The organism is Thalassobaculum litoreum DSM 18839 (genome assembly GCF_900102465.1).
Taxonomy (GTDB): Bacteria; Pseudomonadota; Alphaproteobacteria; order Thalassobaculales; family Thalassobaculaceae; genus Thalassobaculum; species Thalassobaculum litoreum.
Map to the genome: position 1 here is coordinate 88,024 of NZ_FNBW01000004.1, position 19,719 is coordinate 107,742.

The window sequence follows — 19,719 nt, forward strand, 5'->3', positions numbered from 1 at the left end:
GCGACGCCTCAGCAGACCTCCAGGGAATTGTTCTCGCCGTTCCGCACCCGGTCGCGCGACGGCAGCCAGATCGTGGCCACCGTGCCGCCACTGGCGCCGTTGGCGATCCGCAGCCGGCCGTTCTGTGTTTCGACCAGGCTCTTGGTGATGGCCAGGCCGAGGCCCGAGCCTTCGCCGTTGGAGGTCAGCGGATCGTCGTGCCGCAGGAACGGTTCGCCCACGCGCTCCAGAATGTCGTCCGGGACGCCGGATCCCTGATCCTCGATGGCGATGCACGTGCCGTTGTCCTGGTGGAAGACCCGGGCCGTGACCCGGCTGCCTTCCGGCGAGAACTTCGCCGCGTTGGACAGCAGGTTCAGCAGGCACTGCAACGTGAGCCGGCGATCGCACAGGATCGGGCCGGACTCCCGCACGTCGGTCATGGCGCCGATGCTCTTCTTCACCAGCGTCGGAGCGATGGTGGTCAGCGCCTCCTCCAGAAGCGCCTGGGCCTCGACGGGGGCAATCGTCGCCTCCACCTGGCCGGCCTTGAGGCGGGACAGATCCAGGATCTCGTTGATCAGGCTCAGCAGATGCTCGCCGCTGCGCTTGATATCGCCGACATACTCGTCGGCACGAGCAGGACCGAGCTTTTCCATGCCCAGCGAGGTGATCAGTTCCGAGAAGCCGATGATGGCGTTCAGCGGTGTGCGCAGCTCGTGGCTCATATGGGCGAGGAAGTGGTCCTTGGCCTCGTTCGCCCGATAGGCTTCCTCGAGCTGATCGCGCAGCCGGTCCGACAGGCGCTGGAGTTCCTCGTTCGCCTGGACGATCTCCGACATGTCGTGGGCGGTCGCGGTGACCATCGGCTCCCCGCCGACCTGGTAGCGTGCGAGCGAGATCAGGGCCGGGAAGCTGCTGCCGTTCTTGCGGCGCGCCTGCACGATCCGCAGCGCCGACATGGGGCCGGGTACGGAGTGCGGATCGGCGATGTAGTTGCGGACCAGATCCACATGGGTCTTGCGCGCGCCGACCGGCACGAGTTCGTGGATCGAACGGCCGATGATTTCGTCTCGTCGCCAGCCGAACAGACGGACCGCCGCGTCGTTGAAGCTGGTGATCCGCTGACGGGAATCGACCGTCAGGATGGCGTCGGGCGTGGCTGCGAGAATCGCCTCCAGCTGGTCTCGGCCCTCGGCGATCACCTGGCGGGCGGTGACCTGTTCCGAGACATCGTCCTGGACGCCGATGAAATGGCTGATATGCCCGTTTCGGTTCCGGATCGGCGACAGATTGAGGGTGTTCCAGAAGGTCGCCCCGTCCTTGCGCCGGTTCGACAGGGTGACGGTGCAGGGCATGCCCCGGGCGAGGGACCGCCGGATCACCTCGAGTTCCGGCTGGTCTCCGAGCCCCTTGTTGAGGAAGCGGCAGTTCCGGCCCAGGGTCTCGCGGGACGTGTACCCGGTGATCGCGGTGAAGGCGCTGTTCACATAGACGATCGGATGGTCGTCCTTGGCTTCGGCGATGATGACGCCGCAGACGGCGGAATCGAGGGCGGCGCTGTTCAGTTCGACCTGGGCCTGCAGTTCGTGCTCGCGGGTGACATCGAAGTTCACGCCGATCATCCGCGCCGGCGCGGTCGATCCGTCGGTTCCGACGAAATGGCCGTGGCCGCGGATATGCCTGAGTTCGCCGTCGGGCGTCATGATCTGAAACTGGAGCTGGAAGGGGGCCGACGCTGCCTCGGCCGCGCGCAGCTCCTCCTCGACCCGGGGCCGGTCGGCCGGAACGATCCGGCTGATGAAGGCTTCGTGGGTGCCCTCGAAGCTGCCCGGCGGCAGCCCCATCACCTCGTGCTGCACACTGTCCCAGGTGACCCGCCCGCTGGACAGATCGTGGGTCCACACGCCGATCCGCGCCGACTGGCGGGCAAGTGCGGAGGTCTGCAGGCCGATCTGGTAGCGGTCGCGCTCGTCGGAGATCTCAAGCAGGAACTCTATGGTCAGGCCGAGCAGCGGGATTCCGCCGACGTTGCTCACGAGAATGATCGGCCAGAAATCCGACAGGATCGCGAGGCCGTCTTGGAACGGCTGGTTGACGAAGAAGGCCGGCAGTGAGGCCAGGGTCGAAACCACCGCGAGGACGACGAACCCCAGGAAACCCTGACGGCGTCGGTTCCTGCGCCGGCTGATCGCGGCGAAGACGGCCCCGGCCGCGGCATAGATGAAGACGCTGAGGATGCCGCTGATCATATACGGGCCGCCGACCTCGTATCGAGCGATCGCAGCCAGGCTCGCTGCCACCACCCCGCCCACGGGCCCGGCGAAATACCCGGCCAGGGCGAGAGGGGCTGCGCGGGTGTCGAAGGTGGAGCCGTGCGGTCCGAAGATCGGCGAGGCGACGACGACGACCGAGATCACCCCGAGGATGAGTCCGAACACGAGGTTGCGCAGCTGTCCCGTAACCAGGATATCCACATGACGGGTCAGCAGCAGCATCATGAGGGCGCCGAGGCAGAGCAGCCCGAAATTCTGCAGAATTGAATGGGCGACGATCATAGAGTCCACCGTGGGCCGGTGCCCGCAGGCTTCAACCCGTCGGTGAGGTGGTGGGCGCGAAAAGATTGGCCGCGTTTGCAGGCCGATGGCGTACCGAAACCGGCAATCAACTCAGAGGACCGTGCGACCATGGATCTCTCCCGTCTCCGAACAACGGAGGGACGCGTGAACCAAGGATACTCAGCAACTCCTTTTCAATTGGTTAAAAAAGCCCGAAAATTCGAGCAATGAACAGCACAAGTGCAACCTATTGAGAGCGCTACCGGAAGAGTCGTCAATGTGAAGAAACTCACATTTCGGCGTTAACCATTTCCGGTCTGCGCCGGGACCGGGGTTCCAAAGAAAAAAACCGGGCCGTCGCCGACCCGGTTTTCTGACTGTTCGGTAAGACGGGTCCGCTTAGTAGCGGTACGCCTCCGGCTTGAACGGGCCGTTGGTGGTCACGCCGATATAGGCGGCCTGATCTTCCGACAGCGTGGACAGGTTGGCGTTGATCTTCTTCAGGTGAAGCTCGGCCACGCGCTCGTCCAGCTTCTTCGGCAGGACGTAGACCTGCTTGTCGTACTTGCTGTGGTTCTTCCAGAGCTCGATCTGCGCCAGGGTCTGGTTCGAGAACGAGGCGCTCATCACGAAGCTGGGGTGGCCGGTGGCGCAGCCCAGGTTCACCAGCCGGCCCTCGGCCAGCAGGATGATGCGCTTGTCGTCCGGGAACACGATCTCGTCGACCTGCGGCTTCACGTTCTCCCACTTGAGATTCTTCAGGCCGTCGACCTGGATCTCGTTGTCGAAGTGACCGATGTTGCAGACGATCGCCCGGTCCTTCATCGCCCGCATGTGGTCGACGGTGATGATGTCCTTGTTGCCCGTGGCGGTGACGAAGATGTCGGCGCGCGGAGCGGCCTCCTCCATGGTCACGACCTCGTAGCCCTCCATCGCCGCCTGCAGCGCGCAGATCGGGTCGACTTCGGTGACGATGACGCGGGCGCCGGCATTGCGCAGCGACTGGGCCGAGCCCTTGCCGACATCGCCGTAACCGGCGACGCAGGCAATCTTGCCGGAGAACATCACGTCGGTGGCCCGGCGGATGCCGTCGGCCAGGCTCTCGCGGCAGCCGTACAGGTTGTCGAACTTCGACTTGGTGACGCTGTCGTTCACGTTGATGGCCGGAACCAGGAGCTTGCCCTTCTTGGCCATCTCGTAGAGACGGTGCACGCCGGTGGTGGTCTCCTCCGACACGCCCTTCACGTCCTTCATGAGCTCGGGATAGTCCTCGTGCATCATGATCGTGAGGTCGCCGCCGTCATCCAGCAGCATGTTCGGGCGCCAGCCGTCCGGACCCTCGATGGTCTGGCGGATGCACCACTCGTACTCCTCTTCCGTCTCGCCCTTCCAGGCGAAGACCGGGATGCCGGCGGCGGCGATGGCCGCGGCGGCCTGGTCCTGGGTCGAGAAGATGTTGCACGACGACCAGCGGATCTCCGCGCCGAGCGCGATCAGCGTCTCGATCAGCACGGCGGTCTGAATGGTCATGTGCAGGCAGCCGGTGATCCGCGCGCCCTTGAGCGGCTTCGACGGGCCGTACTCCTCGCGGATCGCCATCAGGCCCGGCATTTCGGTTTCGGCGATCGCGATCTCGCGCCGGCCCCAGTTGGCCAGGGAAATGTCGGCGACCTTATAGTCGGTGAACTCGGCCATGAATGTCCTCGTCTCCTGTCTATTGGAGCGTGCTCAGGCGGCTTTGGTGCCCGCGCCCGAGCGTCACGCTCACATCGATGTCGGCCTCGGCGCTGCGTATAACAAGCCCCGGCGAGATCGGCAAGGCAGCCGGCCGAGCCCGCCGCGCCCCGTCTCGCGGTTATGACGCCGCCTGGCGCAGCGCCTTCGCCAGATTCATCGAGGTCGGTTCGGTATAGCCCGGATGCGCCTTGCGGCCGGTCTCGAGATACCCGAGATGCCGGAACATCGCGATGTTGTCGGTCAGCAGCAGGCGAACGCCGAGGGTGACCCGGTCGTGTCCCTCGCGTCGGGCGAAATCTTCCACTGCAGCCACCAGCGCACGGGCGATGCCGTGCCCGGCCATCGCCGGATCGACCGCCAGCCGGTCGAGATAGATCGATCCGTCCGGCCTCGGATCGGCACAGACGGCACCCACGATATTCCCATCCAGACGCGCGACGAAGACGGCGCCGCCCCGCCCGAACCGGGCGGCGAGGCTGTCCGGGGTCTCGGTCAGGGCAGCGGAGGGCGGGTCGATCCGGCCGACCAGGGTGGAGAAGGCGCGGTGGATGACCGCGGCCGCGGCGGCAAGGTCCTGCGGCGCGGCCGCCGCCACCCGTATCGTCATGCCGGTCCCTATTGCCCCCGCAGCGGCTTCTCGTCCGCGCCGATCTCGATCTTCCAGCCCTCCATCATCGTGCCTTCCAGATCCAGGTGCGAGGCCAGATAGAACAGCCGGTCGGTCTCCGGCGTGTTGTAGCCCATCTGCTTGGCTTTGTTGGCAAGCTCGAAGCGCTGGTAGAACCAGGACGGCTGGAACGACTGGTAGTAGAAGCGGGCCGTCACCGACGCCGCCTTCCTGCCGCCCAGTTTCCCGCTGGCGATGCGGTAGCGCAAGCTGTCTGTGCCGCTGTTCGGGCTGGCCGCGAAATCCGGATCGTCGCCGGTGCCCGTGGGCTCGGTGGCCTGCATGAACTCGTACAGCAGGTCGCCCTGGTCGGCGATGCCGGAGGTCTCGCTCTTACCGGCGAAATCGGCCGCCGTCACCCAGCCCGCCGGCATCAGGCGGTTGTCCTTGATGTGTTTCACCCGATGCACGAAGGACGTGGTGAAGTCGCCGTCGGCGTTCTGCACCAGCTCCTCGTAGATCTGCACCTGATCGTCCTCGGTGATCTCCTCGTAATGCGGCTGGTAGGCGGTGCCGCGCAGCAGCTCCGTGGCCAGCACGGTGCCCCCGGTATCGGTGATCAGCCCGCCCTTGTTCGGCCGGCCCGAGGCCCAGAGCAGCGCGCCGTCCTCGCCCCGGACCTCCAGCGAGACCCAGGCGCGGCGGAAGGCGACGCCGCTCGGCAGGCGGTGTCCCGTGGTGTTCGCCACCGTCACGTCGACCACGAGATCGCCGGCCGCGTCGGTGGTGGCGGAGCGGACCGCGACGGAGCCGACGCGACCCTCGCGGATCGAGGCGGCCATGGCGTTGACGGCGAGGTCGGCGCCGGTTTCCGCCCCGGTCTCGTAGTCCGAGCTGTCGACGCCCAGGACCGCCGGGAACTGCTTGACCATCTCCACCATGAAGCCGTTCAGGCCGACCAGTTCATGGCGGCTGTAGTCGGCCCGGTGCGGCACGCTGATGTCCTGCGCCGGCAGTTGATGGTCTGCGGCGGCGTAGTCGGAATCCTGGATCGTGGCGATCTGGCTCACCAGCGGGTCGATCGCGTCGGTCAGCTTGTCGTCCGCGTCCACGGTGACGAACCGGTTGGGCATGTGACAGTCCTGGCAGCTCGCGAAGTCCGGCCCCTGCTTGTTGAACTTGCCGGGCCCGAACTTGGAATTGACCCATTCCAGATAGGTCGCCTGCTCGATGCTGTGGGGGATGCCCTGGAAGTGCTTGTTGGGCTCCAGCGCGGTCAGAATCGGGTACTCGTCCACCGTCGCCCCGATATTCGGCAGGTTGATGGTGTGGCAGGTGCCGCACATCGCCGAATCCTTGGTGAAGGGCGGCTTGCCCTCGGTCATGGGCGGCGCGACCTTCGGCGTGATGCCCATGGCGTGGAGCATCGGCTTGGGCACGACGTCCGCCAGCGGACCCAGGAGCTCGTCCGCCTCGGAGCGCTCGTACAGGCCGGTGTTGTTGTTGGCCGTGAAGTAGAGGAAGGCGTCGGACCACAGATTGTCGGTCCGGCTGCCGAGCCAGGACGGTGTCTCCTTTTCGACCTTCTCGGTCCAGCTCGCCACCTGCTGCTTCGAGGCAGGGGCGATGTGGTGACAGACCGTGCAGCTGATCCCCTCGCGGGCCAGCTCGCCGTATTCCGCGTCGGCGATCGGATGGAACGCGGTGGGCGGGATCGGCTGGTCGGGGATCGGCGTGAAGGGTGGGTTCTCCTGCTGTGCTTTCGTCAGCGGCTCGGTCAGGTAGAAGATCTCCGGATTGAAGTTCGGGTCGAGAATACCGCCATGGGGCAGGCTCTGCTTGCCGTCGGCGATGCGTTTGGCGTTCTCGTCCAGGCCCATCTGGCGCAGGCCCATCGCCCCGTGGCACCGCAGGCAGGTATCCACCAAGGCCTGCTGGGTCTGCTGAACGGGTTCCGGGCCGGGCTTGCCGCCGTCCAGCGCGCCGTTCTCCTCGAGCAGGATGATCATCTCGCTCTCGAGCTGGGCGTGGAAGATCGGGTCGCGGCCGGCGAGCCCCATCGGCGACCAGCGCCATTCGCCATAGGGCGAGACGTTGTAGCCGTCGCCATAGGCCTGCCCGGTCGAGACGAACATCGACACACCGGACGGCGCGCCGCCTAATCCGCCATGGCAGCCCATGCAGTTCGACGAGGTGAGGTAGTGCTGCGGATCCGTGCTCGGATGGACGTTGTCGGAATACTCCGACGGCAGAGAGAAGCGCGCGATCTCGGTCGCCCCCGGATCGGGCTTCAGCAGCGACAGATCGAGAAACGCCTCCAGAAACGCTGTGTTCGGCTTGGGCAGGGGCTTGTCGTGGGGGGAACCGAGCAGACGGTCGGTGTCCGGCCTGTGCTCGTTCCTGACCGGAGCCTGGGCGGCCTCCTCGGGTGTGAAGAACGGACGCTGCTGCGGCGGCAGGTCGAGCTTGGCGAACAGGGCCTTCCGCTCGGCCTCGGGCGCGTCGGCCAGATGGGCGTCGACGATCTCCCAGACGGTCTTCGAGGCGCCGCCGTCCTCCACCGCGCCGACGGTCGCGTGCTTGGTCAGGTAGTCCTTCGACCGCCAGGAATTGTCGACCTTGAACTGCAGCGGGATCTTTCCCGGTTCGAAGTTCTTCGCCGAGGCGAAGGTATTGCCGTTCGCGGCGGAGGCATGGCAGCGGATGCAGGTGCCGACGCCGAAGCCGGATACCGGGACCATCTCGCCATTGTCCACGTTCGACGCGCCGCCCGGCTTGTCGAAGGAGGCCCCCTTGAACGGGCCGGACCAGAACCAGCCATCCTTCGAGTTTCCGCCACTGTCCTGGATCATGACCGTCCAGCCGACCAGGAGATCGGCCAGCAGCGCCTCGTGGATCCCGGGATAGGCCTTCAGGTAGGGCGTCTCGGCCAGGGTGGCGTAGAGCGCGGCCGGCGGGTTGAACATCTCCTTGATGAGGATCGCGCCCTGGGGCACCGGTCCCTCGCGACCGCCGTCGATCCAGGTCACCGCCTCGGGCGAATAGTGGATGCGCACCGCCGGGTGGGTGCCGTAATAGTCGCCCCGGATGAACGGTCCGGTGTCGCGGACCTTCGTGTCGATCTTCCAGCCGGGCAGGCCGACATAGCGCCGGTCGACGAGCCAGGGATAGAGAACCTCCACCTCGTAGTCCTGCAGCGGCATTGTGCTCGGCAGGGCGGAAAGCGGCGCCGGATCGGCCTTCGGGGTGCTCGAGAGCATCCCGGATGTGAGGGTGAGGGCAGCGAGCGCCGCTAACAATTTTAGTTTGCCGATCATTCGCCATTCCTCCCTTATTTAGAGAATAATGGCATCAGTTCTCTCGCCGGGTGTCAATCGCGGGAGGGCGATATTGAGTAAATTCTTATGCGGGTCCCCCCGGCCCTCTCCGCGACCTTGGCGTTTAGACGGCCCCGCGCAGCCGGTCGCCCAGCTCGCCCATGCGCTCGGCCTCCAGATTGGCGAAGGCGAGCCGCAGATACGGGTCCTGACCCGGGCCGAACACTGTGCCCGGCAGGGCCAGCACGCCGTGCTCCTGGGCCAGGCGCCTGGCGACCGCATGGGCGGTCTCGCCGTCGAAGGGATGGCGCACATAGGCGAAATAGGCGCCGGTGGAGACGAGGTCGAAGGCGAGGTTGCCGGAGTTGAAGACGTCCAGCAGCGCCTGGCGTCGGCCGGCCATCATCTCCCGCTTCTCCCCGGCCCAGTCCCACAGGTGTTTCAGGGCATATAGGGCGCCGTCCTGGCCGATCCGGGCGGCGCAGATCGACATGGTGTCCATCAGCTTGGCTACCTGTTCGATGAACTGCGGGCCGGCGATGATCGACCCGACCCTGTAGCCGGTCAGGCTGAAGACCTTGGAGAAGCTGTAGAGCTGGACGACCGTATCGCCCCATTCCGGGTCGCTGAACAGGGTGTGGCGCGGCTCGGAGGGGTCGAGGAAATCCTTGTAGGTCTCGTCCAGCACCAGGGCGATGCCGCGCGCGGCGCAGAGGTCGCGGAACCGGGCGATGACCGCCGGCGGCACGACGGCGCCGGTCGGGTTGTTCGGGCTGACCAGCACCAGGGCGCGGGTGCGCTCGGTGATCAGGGCAGCGGCCTCCTCCGGGTCCGGCACGCCGCCGCGGTCGGCCCGGAACGGCAGGTGCACGCCGGTGACGCCCAGGGAGTCGAGCCACATCTGGTGATTGAAGTAGTAGGGCAGCGGCAGGATCACCTCGTCGCCGCGCCGGGCCAGGGCCATGATGGCAAGGCAGTAGGCCTGGTTGCAGCCGGCGGTGATCTGCACGTTCGCCGGGGCGACCTCGCCACCGTAGAATCCGCTCATATGTTCCGCCAGCGCCGATTTCAGCGCCGGGGTGCCGGTGATCGGGGCGTATTGCGCCGCCTCGAAGGTCCGGGCGCGCTCGGCCAGATGCGCGCGCAGGGCCTCGTCCGGCGGATAGCTCGGCACCGCCTGGCAGCAGTCGAGCAGCGGCTTGCCGGGGATCGGCGGGCGGCCGTCGACCCAGGCGCGGGCTTCGGCGATCGGCGGCTCGACGACGGAGACGACGTCGGGATTGACGGTGAAGGTCATGGCAGGGCGTCCAGATCAGCGATCCCGATCCCTTAGCACGGCGGATGCCTCTGTCGAAGAGGGCGGCTGCGGTTCGGCCTCAGGCGGCGGCGATCGGCTTGCCCCGGCAGCAGCAGGCGGCAGTGACGGGGAAGTCGGTACGCGCCTGGGCGAGGGTCAGACGCTGGCGCAGGATCTCCGCCTCGGCATTCCCGCCGCGTCGTTCGACGCATTCCAGCAGCCCGTGCAGCGCCCAGACATTGTCCGGGTGCCGGCAGGGGCGCGGCACCGCGGGATCGAGGCCGAGATCGGCGCGGTAGACCGCCTCCGCCTCGGCATGGTGCCCCTGTTCGGCCAGCAGCGCGCCGAGCGCATGGCGCGGCGGGTGCATCCAGGCCCAGGGCTCGGTGTAGTTCAGCGCGTCGTTGCGCTCGACCGCCTGGCGCAGGGCGTCGAACGCCGCGTCGAACGCACCGCGGCGATAGGCGATCTCGCCGGTCAGCATGGCCGCACCGACGCCCAGGGTGTCGCGCACGGTGTTGCTGAGGAAGATCGCGTCCTCGGAGAAACCGTCGCGGGCGGTGTGGAAGGCCTCGGTCTCGCGGTCGGCGGCGTCCAGCTCGCCCAGGGCGGCATGGGCCACGCCCTTGGCGTAGTGGAACATGGCCGCGCGGATCGGCGCCAGGTTGGGATCGGCCGGCGGCGCCTCCAGCGTCAGCTCCCGCCACTTGCCGAAACGCACCTGCACATGGCTGCGCATGCCGGAATAGCCGTCGAGGATCGAACGCATGAACGGCGCGCTGGCGGCCAGCAGGTCGCGGTGGGCGATCGCCCGGATCCGCTCGGCGGCGTGCAGTGCCGTGCGGTACTGGCCCAGCAGCATGGCGGCGTAGATGTACAGGTGCAGGTCATGGCAGCGCGCGGTCGTGTAGAAGTTCGTGTCGCCGCCGAAGGCCAGGTACTTGTCGTCGGCCGCCACCGCCCGCCGGCTCTGCTCCACCGCCTCGCTGTAGCCGCCGCAGAGCACGTAGATATGGGCCGGCATGTGCTCCAGATGGCCGGCATCCGGCGCCATGCCGCGCAGGGTGTCGGCGCTGGCCAGCGCGCGTTCCGGCTCGGCAGACATTTCCAGGGCGTGGACATGCATGTGCAACACACCCGGATGCTCGATGCCGTCGCGGGCGCAGCGGGCCAGCGCGGTTTCCAGCACCTCCAGCGCCTCCAGCGTCAGGCTCGCCGGATTGGGCGTGCCGGTGCGCAGGTCGAACAGCATGCGCGGCGTACAGGTGACGGCGGCCTCGGCGAACAGGGCGGTGATGTCGAGGTCGTCGGGATGGGCCGCGTGAACCCCGCGCATCGCGTCGGTGAACTCCCGGTGCCAGCGGTTCAGGACGGCACGGTCCCGCTCCGACGGCGACTGGTAGCGCAGGGCGACGGCGTCGATCAGCCCCTTCTCCGCCGGGCTTGCCGATCCGGCGTGTGCGCCCGCCTCCAGGGCCGCGGCGTGGCAGACCGGCAGGGTGGCGGCGATCTCGGCGTCGGAGAAGCGGATCCAGGCCCGGTTGTAGAACGGCCCGCTGGCATAGGCCACGCCCCACCAGGCCATGGCGCAGCCGGGATCGGCCGCCAGCGCCCGGTTGAAACAGGCCACCGCTTCCTCGTGGTTATAGGCGAACAGCCAGTTGAGCCCGCGGTCGAACCAGAGCTGCGCGTCCGGCGAGCCGGTCGTTATCGGGCGCGTCCAGGTTCCGAGATCGAACGGATAGGCCGGATCGATCTCGGTCATGGCGCTCAGAGTCCGTCGTTGAAGTCGTCGAGCAGGACGGCGATCCGTCCCTCGTCGAGCTGGTCCATGATCGCCCGGGCGCGTTGGGTCGCGGGGGCCAGGGACAGGCGGCGGATGCGCTGCTTCACCCGGGGCAGGGCGGTGGCGGACATGGACAGCTCCTTCACCCCCATGCCGATCAGCAGCGGCGCGTAGCGCGGGTCGCCGGCGATCTCGCCGCAGATGCTGACCGGCAGCCCGTGGCGGTTGGCGGCATCGATGGAGAACTGGATCAGCTTGAGGACCGCCGGATGCAGCGGGTTGTACAGGTCGGCCACCTGCTCGTCGCCGCGGTCGATGGCGAGCGTGTACATGGTCAGGTCGTTGGTCCCGAGCGCCAGGAAATCGCATTCCATGGCCAGCGCGTCGGCGGACAGGGCGGCGGCCGGCACCTCGATCATCGCGCCGAGCGGCGGGGTCGGGTCGGCGATCCGCACCTTGCGGCGCTTCAGGCGGCGCACGACCTTGGTCAGGATCGCGCGCACCGCCCGCACCTGGGCGGTGGAGGAGATCATCGGCAGCAGGATGCGCACCGGCCCATGGGCGCCGGCCCGCAGGATGGCGGAGAGCTGGGTCTCCAGCAGCTTCGGCTCGCGCAGGGAGAGCCGGATGGCGCGCAGGCCCAGCGCCGGGTTGGCGCTGTGGGCGATGCGGTCGCCCAGGGCCGTCGCCAGCTTCTCGCCGCCGACATCGAGGGTGCGGATGGTCACCGGCTTGCCGGCCATCCCCTCCACCACCTGGCGCAGGGCGGCGTACTGCTCGTCCTCGTCGGGCAGCACGTCGCGGTTCATGAACATGAACTCGGTGCGGAACAGGCCGACCCCTTCCGCCCCCCGGTCGGTGGCGATATCCAGGTCGCGCGGCAGCTCCAGATTGGCCAGCAGCGAGATCGTCACCCCGTCCAGGGTGATCGCCGGCAGCGAGCGCAGGCGGGTCAGCTCCCGTTCCAGGCGCTCCCGCGCCGCCGCCCGGCGCCGGTACTCGGCCAGCGAGTCCTCGTCCGGGTCCAGCACGATGCGGCCGGTATCGCCGTCGACGATGATGGTCTCGCCGGAGCGGATGGCCTTCGGCGCCACGGTGGCGCCCAGCACCGCCGGCAGGCCCATGGAGCGGGCCATGATGGCGGTGTGGCTGTCGGTGCCGCCCAGGGCGGTGACGAAGCCGCCGATCTTCGCCGGGTCGAGCAGGGCGGTGTCGGCCGGGCTCAGTTCCTCGGCGATGATGATCGCGCCCTCGGGCACATGGGCGAAGGCGTGGTAGGGCGTCTCGGTGAGCTGGCGCAGGATGCGGTCGCCGACCTCGCGCACGTCCTGGGCGCGGGCGGCCAGATAGGCGTCGTTCACCGCCGACAGGCTGCGGACCATCTCGCCGACCACCGACTGCACCGCCGCCTCGGCGTTGATGCGCCGGTCCCGGATCGTGGTCGAAACCCCACCGGCGAGACGGGAGGAGCCGAGCATCGCCGCATGGGCCTCCAGCAGGGGCCCCAGTTCGTCGAGCACCCCGGCCGGCAGCGCCTCCGCCTTGCGGCGCAGCTTGCGCACCTGCTTGTCGGCGCGGGCGAGAGCGGCTTCGAAGCGCTCGACCTCCATGACGAGCTGGCTGGAGGCGACTTGGTATTCGGGGACCTGCACCACGCCGGCGTCGAGCACATGCGCGGGGCCGATGGCGATTCCGGCGGAAACCCCGATCCCCTCCAACAGTCCGCGCTTGCCTCCCTTGTCCTGGCGCGCCCGTGCCTTTCGGTTAGTGGTCTTCATCGAATTTGGACTCCACCAGATGGGCGATGGCGTCCATCGCCTTCTCCGCATCCGAGCCCGTCGCGCGTACCAGGATCGAACAGCCCGGTGCCGCAGCAAGCATCATCAGTCCCATGATGGACCGTCCGGAAACGGATTGTCCGTCCTTTTCCACTTCGATATCCGCCTCGAAATCGCCGGCACACTTCACGAACTTGGCTGCAGCCCTGGCGTGCAGTCCGCGTTTGTTGGTGATCAGCAGCTTGCGTTGCTCCATCGACACCGCCCGGCCGATCACGAACCGGTCGCCCCCAGTACTTCGGAGGCGATGGATATGTACTTTCGCCCGGCATCCCGCGCGGCGACGCTCGCCTCGCCCAGGGAGGCGGTCGAGCGCACGCTCGCCAGCTTGATCAGCATCGGCAGGTTGACGCCGGCGATCACCTCCACCCCGGGACGGTCGATGATCGAGATCGCCAGGTTGGACGGCGTGCCGCCGAACATGTCGGTCAGGACGATGACGCCGTCGCCGGCATCCATCTCCTTCGCCCGGTCCATGATTTCGCTGCGGCGCTGCTCCATGTCGTCGTCGGGACCGATGCAGACGGTCGCCATACCGGTCTGCGGGCCGACGACGTGCTCCATCACCGCTTTGAGTTCGTCCGCGAGGCGCCCGTGGGTCACCAGAACAATGCCGATCACGATGTCGTCCGTGCTGTTTTGCTCATATTGCCGGGGCGCCGCCCCCCTCGCGAGGCAAATCGCGATGGCGGAGCGTGACAGGAGTTCCCGCGCTCTTCAACCACTCGGCCAGCCGCTCGGCCACATGCACCGAGCGGTGCTTGCCACCGGTGCAGCCGATGGCGACCGTCAGGTAGCTCTTGCCCTCGCGCGCGTAGCGCGGCAGCAGGGGGCCGATCAGCCCGGTGAGGGAGTCGAAGAACGGCGCGAAGCCCGGATCCCCGGCGACGAAGGCGCCGACTTCCGGGTCGCGGCCGTCGCGCGGGCGCAGCTCCGGCACGTAGTGGGGATTGGCCAGGAACCGGACGTCGAAGACCAGGTCGGCCTCGCGCGGCAACCCGCTGCGGAAGGCGAAGGACACGACGGTCACCGTCATCGCCCGTCCCGCATCCAGCGACAGGGACGAGATCAGGTTCTCCCGGAACTCCGCGAGGTTGGACGAGCTGGTGTCGAGCACCGCGGTCGCCAGCTCGCGCACCGGCCCGAGCATCCGCCGCTCGATGGCGATGCCGTCGGCGATCGGCCGGTCGGTGGCCAGCGGATGGCGCCGGCGGGTCTCGGTGAAGCGGCGGATCAGCACGTCGTCGTCGCAGTCGAGGAAGACCACGCGCAGATCGACGTCGGCCCGGGCCTCCAGCTGCGAGATCGTGTCGGCGAGGGCGTCGGTGGCGAAACCCCGCGTCCGCGGATCGACGCCGACGGCAATCCGTCCCGCCGCGTTGCGGGGGGCGAGCAGCGCCGGCATCAGTCCGAGGGGCACGTTGTCCACCGCCTCGTACCCGAGGTCCTCCAGCACTTTCAGCGTCGAGGTGCGCCCGGCCCCGCTCAGCCCGGTGACCAGGACGACGGACAGGGGGGCGGTCATTGCGTGCTCACCTGGCGCACGGCGAGCCGGACCTTCGCCGCGGCGGAGGCCTCCAGGGCATAGAGCGAGATCACCGGCATGGAGATGCCCAGATGGGTCCAGCGACCGGGATCGGGCATGCGGGGCACCTGCTCCAGGGGCACGAGGTCGATGACCAGGACCAGCGAGACCCGCTGCACCGCCTGGACCGAGACGATGCCGATCCCGCGCACCTCCATGCGGCCCGACAGGGCTTCCGGCGCGAGGGCGATCAGGCTGTCGCCCTCCCGGGCGATCTCGACCCGATCATCGGCGACCAGCGAGGCGCCGGCATCGATCAGCCGCAGGGCCAGGTCCGACTTGCCAATGCCCGACGGCCCGCGGAGCAACACGCCGCGGCCATCGATCGACACCACATTCCCCCAGATCGTCTCCATGGCGCGGAGAATGGGTGCGTCCGGGCGCCCAGGCAATCCCCGATCCGTACCGCCTGCGGCTGATGCCGGATGTCGCGCGACGTTTGAATCCCTTTGCGTCGGCCGATGGCGACGATATAACGGCGCCAAACAAAGACGGGCGCCTGCCCGCATCAAGCCGACCGGGCCGAGGCGCACCTCGGACGGCCGCGCAGTCGAGAGACTTTTTCAGTCGCGAGACTTCGCCGCCACTGGCTGCTGCCATAGAAATCGAGGAGAGAACATACAATGACCGCAGGCCTGGACAGCTTCAAAACCAAGGCGACCCTCGACGTCGCCGGGAAAACCTTCACCTATTACGACCTGACCTCCCTGGAGGCCGCGCATCCCGAGATCGCGCGCCTGCCGTATTCGCTGAAGGTTCTGCTGGAGAACCTGCTGCGCTACGAGGACGGGGTCACCGTCACCCAGGAAGACATCACCGCGATGGCCGACTGGGCGAAGACCCGCAAGTCGGCCCGCGAGATCGCCTATCGCCCGGCGCGCGTGCTGATGCAGGACTTCACCGGCGTGCCGGCCGTGGTCGACCTCGCCGCCATGCGCGACGCGATGGAAGGGCTCGGCGGCGACGCCACCAAGATCAACCCGCTCTCCCCGGTCGACCTGGTCATCGACCACTCGGTGATGGTGGACGATTTCGGCAACCCCGAGAGCTTCAAGAAGAACGTCGAACTGGAGTTCGAGCGCAATAAGGAGCGGTACGAGTTCCTGAAGTGGGGGCAGGAGGCGTTCTCCAACTTCCGCGTCGTGCCGCCGGGAACCGGCATCTGCCACCAGGTGAACCTGGAGTACCTGGCGCAGACCGTGTGGACCAAGGACGAGAACGGCGAGACCCTCGCCTATCCGGACACCCTGGTCGGCACCGACAGCCACACCACCATGGTCAACGGCCTGGCCGTGCTCGGCTGGGGCGTGGGCGGCATCGAGGCCGAGTCCTCCATGCTGGGCCAGCCGATCTCCATGCTGGTGCCCGAGGTCATCGGCTTCAAGCTGACCGGCAAGATGCCGGAGGGCGCCACCGCCACCGACCTGGTGCTGACCGTCACCCAGATGCTCCGCGCCAAGGGCGTGGTCGGCAAGTTCGTCGAATTCTACGGCCCGGGTCTCGCCGACCTGCCGCTGGCCGACCGGGCGACCATCGCCAACATGGCGCCGGAATACGGCGCCACCTGCGGCTTCTTCCCGATCGACAAGGAGACCATCAACTACCTGCGCTTCACCGGCCGCGACGAGGACCGGGTGAAGCTGGTGGAGGCCTATGCCAGGGCCCAGGGCATGTGGCGCGAGAACGACACGCCGGATCCCGAGTTCACCGACACGCTGGAACTCGACATGTCGACGGTGGTGCCGTCCCTGGCCGGCCCGAAGCGGCCGCAGGACCGTGTGCTGCTGACCGAGGCCGCCGGCAACTTCCAGTCGGCTCTGAAGTCCACCCTCGGCGACGGCTCCGGCACCAAGCGCTCGGCGCCGGTCGAGGACGCGAACTACGAGCTGAGCGACGGCGACGTGGTGATCGCCGCGATCACGAGCTGCACCAACACCTCGAACCCGAGCGTGCTGATCGCCGCCGGCCTGATCGCCCAGAAGGCGGTCGAGAAGGGCCTGACCGTGAAGCCGTGGGTGAAGACCTCGCTCGCGCCGGGCTCCCAGGTCGTCACCGACTATCTGGAGGCCGCCGGCCTGCAGGACCCGCTCGACAAGCTCGGCTTCAACCTGGTCGGCTACGGCTGCACCACCTGCATCGGCAACTCCGGTCCGCTCAGTGATCCGATCGCCGCGGCGGTGGAGGCCGGCGACCTGGCGGTCTGCTCGGTGTTGTCGGGCAACCGTAACTTCGAGGGCCGCGTGAACCCCCATGTGAAGGCCAACTATCTGGCCTCGCCGCCGCTGGTCGTCGCCTATGCCCTGGCCGGGTCGATGTTCGTCGACATCAACAACGACTCGCTTGGCGAGGACAAGGACGGCAACCCGGTTTATCTGCGCGACATCTGGCCGTCGAACCACGAGATCGCCTCGACCATCCAGGCCAAGCTGACCCCCGAGATGTACCGCTCGCGCTACGCCAACGTGTTCCACGGCGGCAAGGAGTGGCAGAACGTCTCGGTGTCCGGCGGCCTGACCTACGACTGGAACGACGGGTCGACCTACGTGCAGAACCCGCCCTACTTCGTCGGCATGTCCAAGGAGCCGGGCGAGATCACCGACATCAAGGGCGCCCGCGCGCTGGCGATGCTGGGCGACTCGATCACCACCGACCACATCTCTCCGGCCGGCTCGATCAAGAAGGACAGCCCGGGGGGCGAGTATCTCCTGGAGCGGCAGATCCGCCCGCTGGACTTCAACTCCTACGGCGCGCGTCGCGGCAACCACGAAGTCATGATGCGCGGCACCTTCGCCAATATCCGTCTCCAGAACGAGATGACCCCGGGCGTCTCCGGCGGCATGACCAAGCTGGTGACGAGCGGCGAGCAGATGCCGATCTACGACGCCGCCATGAAGTACGCCAAGGCCGGCACCCCGCTGGTCGTGATCGGCGGCAAGGAGTACGGCACGGGCTCGTCCCGCGACTGGGCGGCCAAGGGCACCCGCCTGCTGGGCGTGAAGGCGGTCATCGTCGAGAGCTTCGAGCGCATTCACCGCTCGAACCTGGTCGGCATGGGCGTGCTGCCGCTGCAGTTCCCGGAAGGCACCGACCGCAAGTCGCTGGGCCTGACCGGCGAGGAGACGTTCGACATCACCGGGATCTCCGAGGGCATCACGCCGCGGATGCCGGTGCCGATGACGATCACCTACAAGGACGGCACGACCAAGACGGTCGAGCTGCTGTGCCGGATCGATACCGCCAACGAGGTCGAGTACTACAACCACGGCGGCATCCTGCACTACGTGCTGCGCACCCTCACCAAGGCCGCGTAAGCGGGTCCGGCAGGGTCTAAACAGGAACGGGCGCTCCGAAGGGAGCGCCCGTTCGCTTTTGCGTCGGTGGTTGTCGTCAGAAGCTGTAGGTCAGGAACATCCCGCCGAAGACCTGGGTGGCGCTGCCGCGCTCGTCGACGATCGGACTGTCTGCGAAGTCGTCCATCAGGCGCGACACGCCGGCCATCGCGCCGATGCCGATCGCCCGGGTGATGGCATAGCGGGCCGAGACCCTGAGCCCCACATCGCGCAACCCGTCGCCGGCCGAAAACTGCGACAGCCCGCTGGCCGAGGCGTCGGCGGCGTCGATCGAGTAGTAGGTGCTGGCGTAGTCGTTGTCGGCATAGGTCGCCGAGGTGCCGATGGACAGCTGCAGCCGCTGGGTGGCCTGCAGCCCGTAGGTCACGCCGAGGGTCGCGGTCGAGCCGTTGTCGTCGGTCGCCGCCCACATGGCCTCGATCTCGACGCCGAGGGAATCGCGGTCGCCGAAGATTCCTTTCTCGGTGTAGCCGGCGAACAGGCCCACCCAGAGCTCGTCGTCGATCTCCGGCAGCCGGTCGACAACGTCGTCCTCCACATCGTCGCGGCCTTCGCCGTATTTGACGATCGGGCCGAATTCGAACAGGCCGTGGGGCAGCACGTTCGCCTTCACGCCGGGCCCGTCGGTCTCGACATACAGGTTGTCGTACTCGACCTTGAGCACGGGGAAGGGCTGGATTTCGTACTCGTCGGACCCCAGATAGTCCGGGTGATAGATCCCGCCCGCGCCGAGGGTGACCCGCCACGGTGACTCCGGACCGGAATCTTGAGGTTTGTCGTCCGCCCGGACCGCCGACGGAGCAAGGGCGAGCCCGAGCGCCACCGCGACGAAATATCCGGACGCCATCCGCGTCTTACCCATAGAAGCCTCTCTCAAAGCGATATTTACGTCGTCAATATTCTCTTGCGGCGCAGGCGTCAACGTCAAAATTGACAGCGCAAATATTCCGTAGATAGGCTGCGGAATGGCGTATCATCACGGCAATCTGCGGCAGGCCCTGGTCCAGGCCGGACTGGACATCCTGGCCGAGGAGGGGATCTCGGCTCTCACCCTACGCGGCTGCGCGGCACGGGTCGGCGTGTCCCATTCGGCCCCGAAGAACCATTTTCACAACCTCGACCGCCTGATTGCCGCGATCGGCGCCGAGGGCCATCGCCGGCTGAGCGTCGCGATGCTCGGCAAGATGGCCGACGCCGAGCCGTCCCCCCGCGCCCAGCTGGTGGCCGCGGCCAAGGGCTATCTGGCGTTCGCCCTGGACCATCCCGACCTGTTCCGCCTGATGTTCTCGCTGCCGCGGCCCGAGGTGTTCGATGCGGAACGGCGGGGGGCGGCAGACGAATCCTACGCGATCCTCCGCCGCGTCTGCGCCCCGATCGTCCCGCGGATCAACGGCGTGCCGGTTGCCCCGGCGGTGGTCGAGACCATGGTGTGGAGCTACGTCCACGGCTATGCCTCCCTGGCGGTGAACAACCGCCTGCGCCGCCCGGAGGAGGCGATGGGCAGGCTGCCCGGGATCGAGGAGGCGATGCCCGAATTCGAGATCGGCGACGCCACCGTGATCGGCGACGCGTCGGCCCGCGGCCCGACGGGTTGAGGTGGGCCGGGGCCGGGCGAGGTGCTATTGTAATTCCCCGCATACGCCGCATCGGGAAGGATCCGGGAGG

General features: G+C 67.6%; 14 protein-coding genes. 2 read left to right on the forward strand and 12 right to left on the reverse strand.

Features of this window, described 5'->3' with window-relative positions:
* Positions 1-8 precede the first annotated feature (8 nt).
* The 11 genes from BLS34_RS07585 to BLS34_RS07635 all read right to left on the reverse strand — a co-directional run bounded on the left by BLS34_RS07585 (position 9) and on the right by BLS34_RS07635 (position 15,060).
* Positions 9-2,537 carry a PAS domain S-box protein gene (locus BLS34_RS07585; RefSeq protein ID WP_093149369.1) on the reverse strand — a complete coding sequence of 843 codons (2,529 nt, stop codon included), beginning with the start codon at positions 2,535-2,537 and terminating at the stop codon, positions 9-11.
* Between the two features lie 399 nt (positions 2,538-2,936).
* Complete coding sequence (gene ahcY, locus BLS34_RS07590; protein WP_028793258.1) at positions 2,937-4,232, reverse strand: adenosylhomocysteinase; 1,296 nt, start codon at positions 4,230-4,232, stop codon at positions 2,937-2,939.
* Between the two features lie 160 nt (positions 4,233-4,392).
* A complete protein-coding gene (locus BLS34_RS07595) occupies positions 4,393-4,881 on the reverse strand; it encodes a GNAT family N-acetyltransferase (protein WP_093149372.1) in 489 nt (162 codons plus the stop codon).
* An 8-nt stretch (positions 4,882-4,889) separates the two neighbouring features.
* Complete coding sequence (locus tag BLS34_RS07600) at positions 4,890-8,198, reverse strand: hypothetical protein (RefSeq protein ID WP_139189150.1); 3,309 nt, start codon at positions 8,196-8,198, stop codon at positions 4,890-4,892.
* A 124-nt stretch (positions 8,199-8,322) separates the two neighbouring features.
* On the reverse strand, positions 8,323-9,495 hold the full coding sequence (locus BLS34_RS07605; protein WP_093149377.1) for an aminotransferase: 1,173 nt from the start codon (positions 9,493-9,495) through the stop codon (positions 8,323-8,325).
* A 79-nt stretch (positions 9,496-9,574) separates the two neighbouring features.
* Entirely contained in the window at positions 9,575-11,260 is a 1,686-nt protein-coding gene (locus BLS34_RS07610) for a tetratricopeptide repeat protein (protein WP_093149379.1), read from the reverse strand.
* A gap of 5 nt (positions 11,261-11,265) precedes the next feature.
* On the reverse strand, positions 11,266-13,059 hold the full coding sequence (ptsP, locus tag BLS34_RS07615) for a phosphoenolpyruvate--protein phosphotransferase (RefSeq protein ID WP_028793261.1): 1,794 nt from the start codon (positions 13,057-13,059) through the stop codon (positions 11,266-11,268).
* Positions 13,046-13,315, reverse strand: a complete 270-nt coding sequence (locus BLS34_RS07620) for an HPr family phosphocarrier protein (RefSeq protein ID WP_028793262.1) — start codon at positions 13,313-13,315, stop codon at positions 13,046-13,048. The genes ptsP and BLS34_RS07620 overlap by 14 nt, the downstream gene beginning before the upstream one ends.
* A 17-nt stretch (positions 13,316-13,332) precedes the next feature.
* Positions 13,333-13,740 (reverse strand): PTS sugar transporter subunit IIA, encoded by a 408-nt coding sequence (locus BLS34_RS07625; protein WP_028793263.1) that lies wholly within the window; start codon positions 13,738-13,740, stop codon positions 13,333-13,335.
* Between the two features lie 22 nt (positions 13,741-13,762).
* Positions 13,763-14,644 (reverse strand): RNase adapter RapZ, encoded by an 882-nt coding sequence (gene rapZ / locus BLS34_RS07630; RefSeq protein ID WP_093149382.1) that lies wholly within the window; start codon positions 14,642-14,644, stop codon positions 13,763-13,765.
* Positions 14,641-15,060 carry an HPr kinase/phosphorylase gene (locus tag BLS34_RS07635; protein ID WP_175474163.1) on the reverse strand — a complete coding sequence of 140 codons (420 nt, stop codon included), beginning with the start codon at positions 15,058-15,060 and terminating at the stop codon, positions 14,641-14,643. Before BLS34_RS07635 ends, rapZ begins: the two co-directional genes overlap by 4 nt.
* Positions 15,061-15,327: 267 nt before the next feature.
* Between BLS34_RS07635 and acnA the strand changes: the two genes are divergently transcribed.
* The gene (gene acnA / locus BLS34_RS07640) at positions 15,328-18,015 is read left to right on the forward strand and encodes an aconitate hydratase AcnA (protein ID WP_093149384.1); all 2,688 of its coding nucleotides are present in this window, start codon (positions 15,328-15,330) and stop codon (positions 18,013-18,015) included.
* 76 nt (positions 18,016-18,091) lie between these two features.
* On the opposite strand, the gene BLS34_RS07645 is transcribed toward acnA, so the two are convergent.
* A complete protein-coding gene (locus BLS34_RS07645; protein ID WP_093149387.1) occupies positions 18,092-18,916 on the reverse strand; it encodes a MipA/OmpV family protein in 825 nt (274 codons plus the stop codon).
* Positions 18,917-19,019: 103 nt separating this feature from the next.
* Here BLS34_RS07645 and BLS34_RS07650 point away from each other — a divergent pair, with 103 nt between their 5' ends.
* Complete coding sequence (locus BLS34_RS07650; RefSeq protein ID WP_051243981.1) at positions 19,020-19,649, forward strand: TetR/AcrR family transcriptional regulator; 630 nt, start codon at positions 19,020-19,022, stop codon at positions 19,647-19,649.
* Positions 19,650-19,719: the final 70 nt, after the last annotated feature.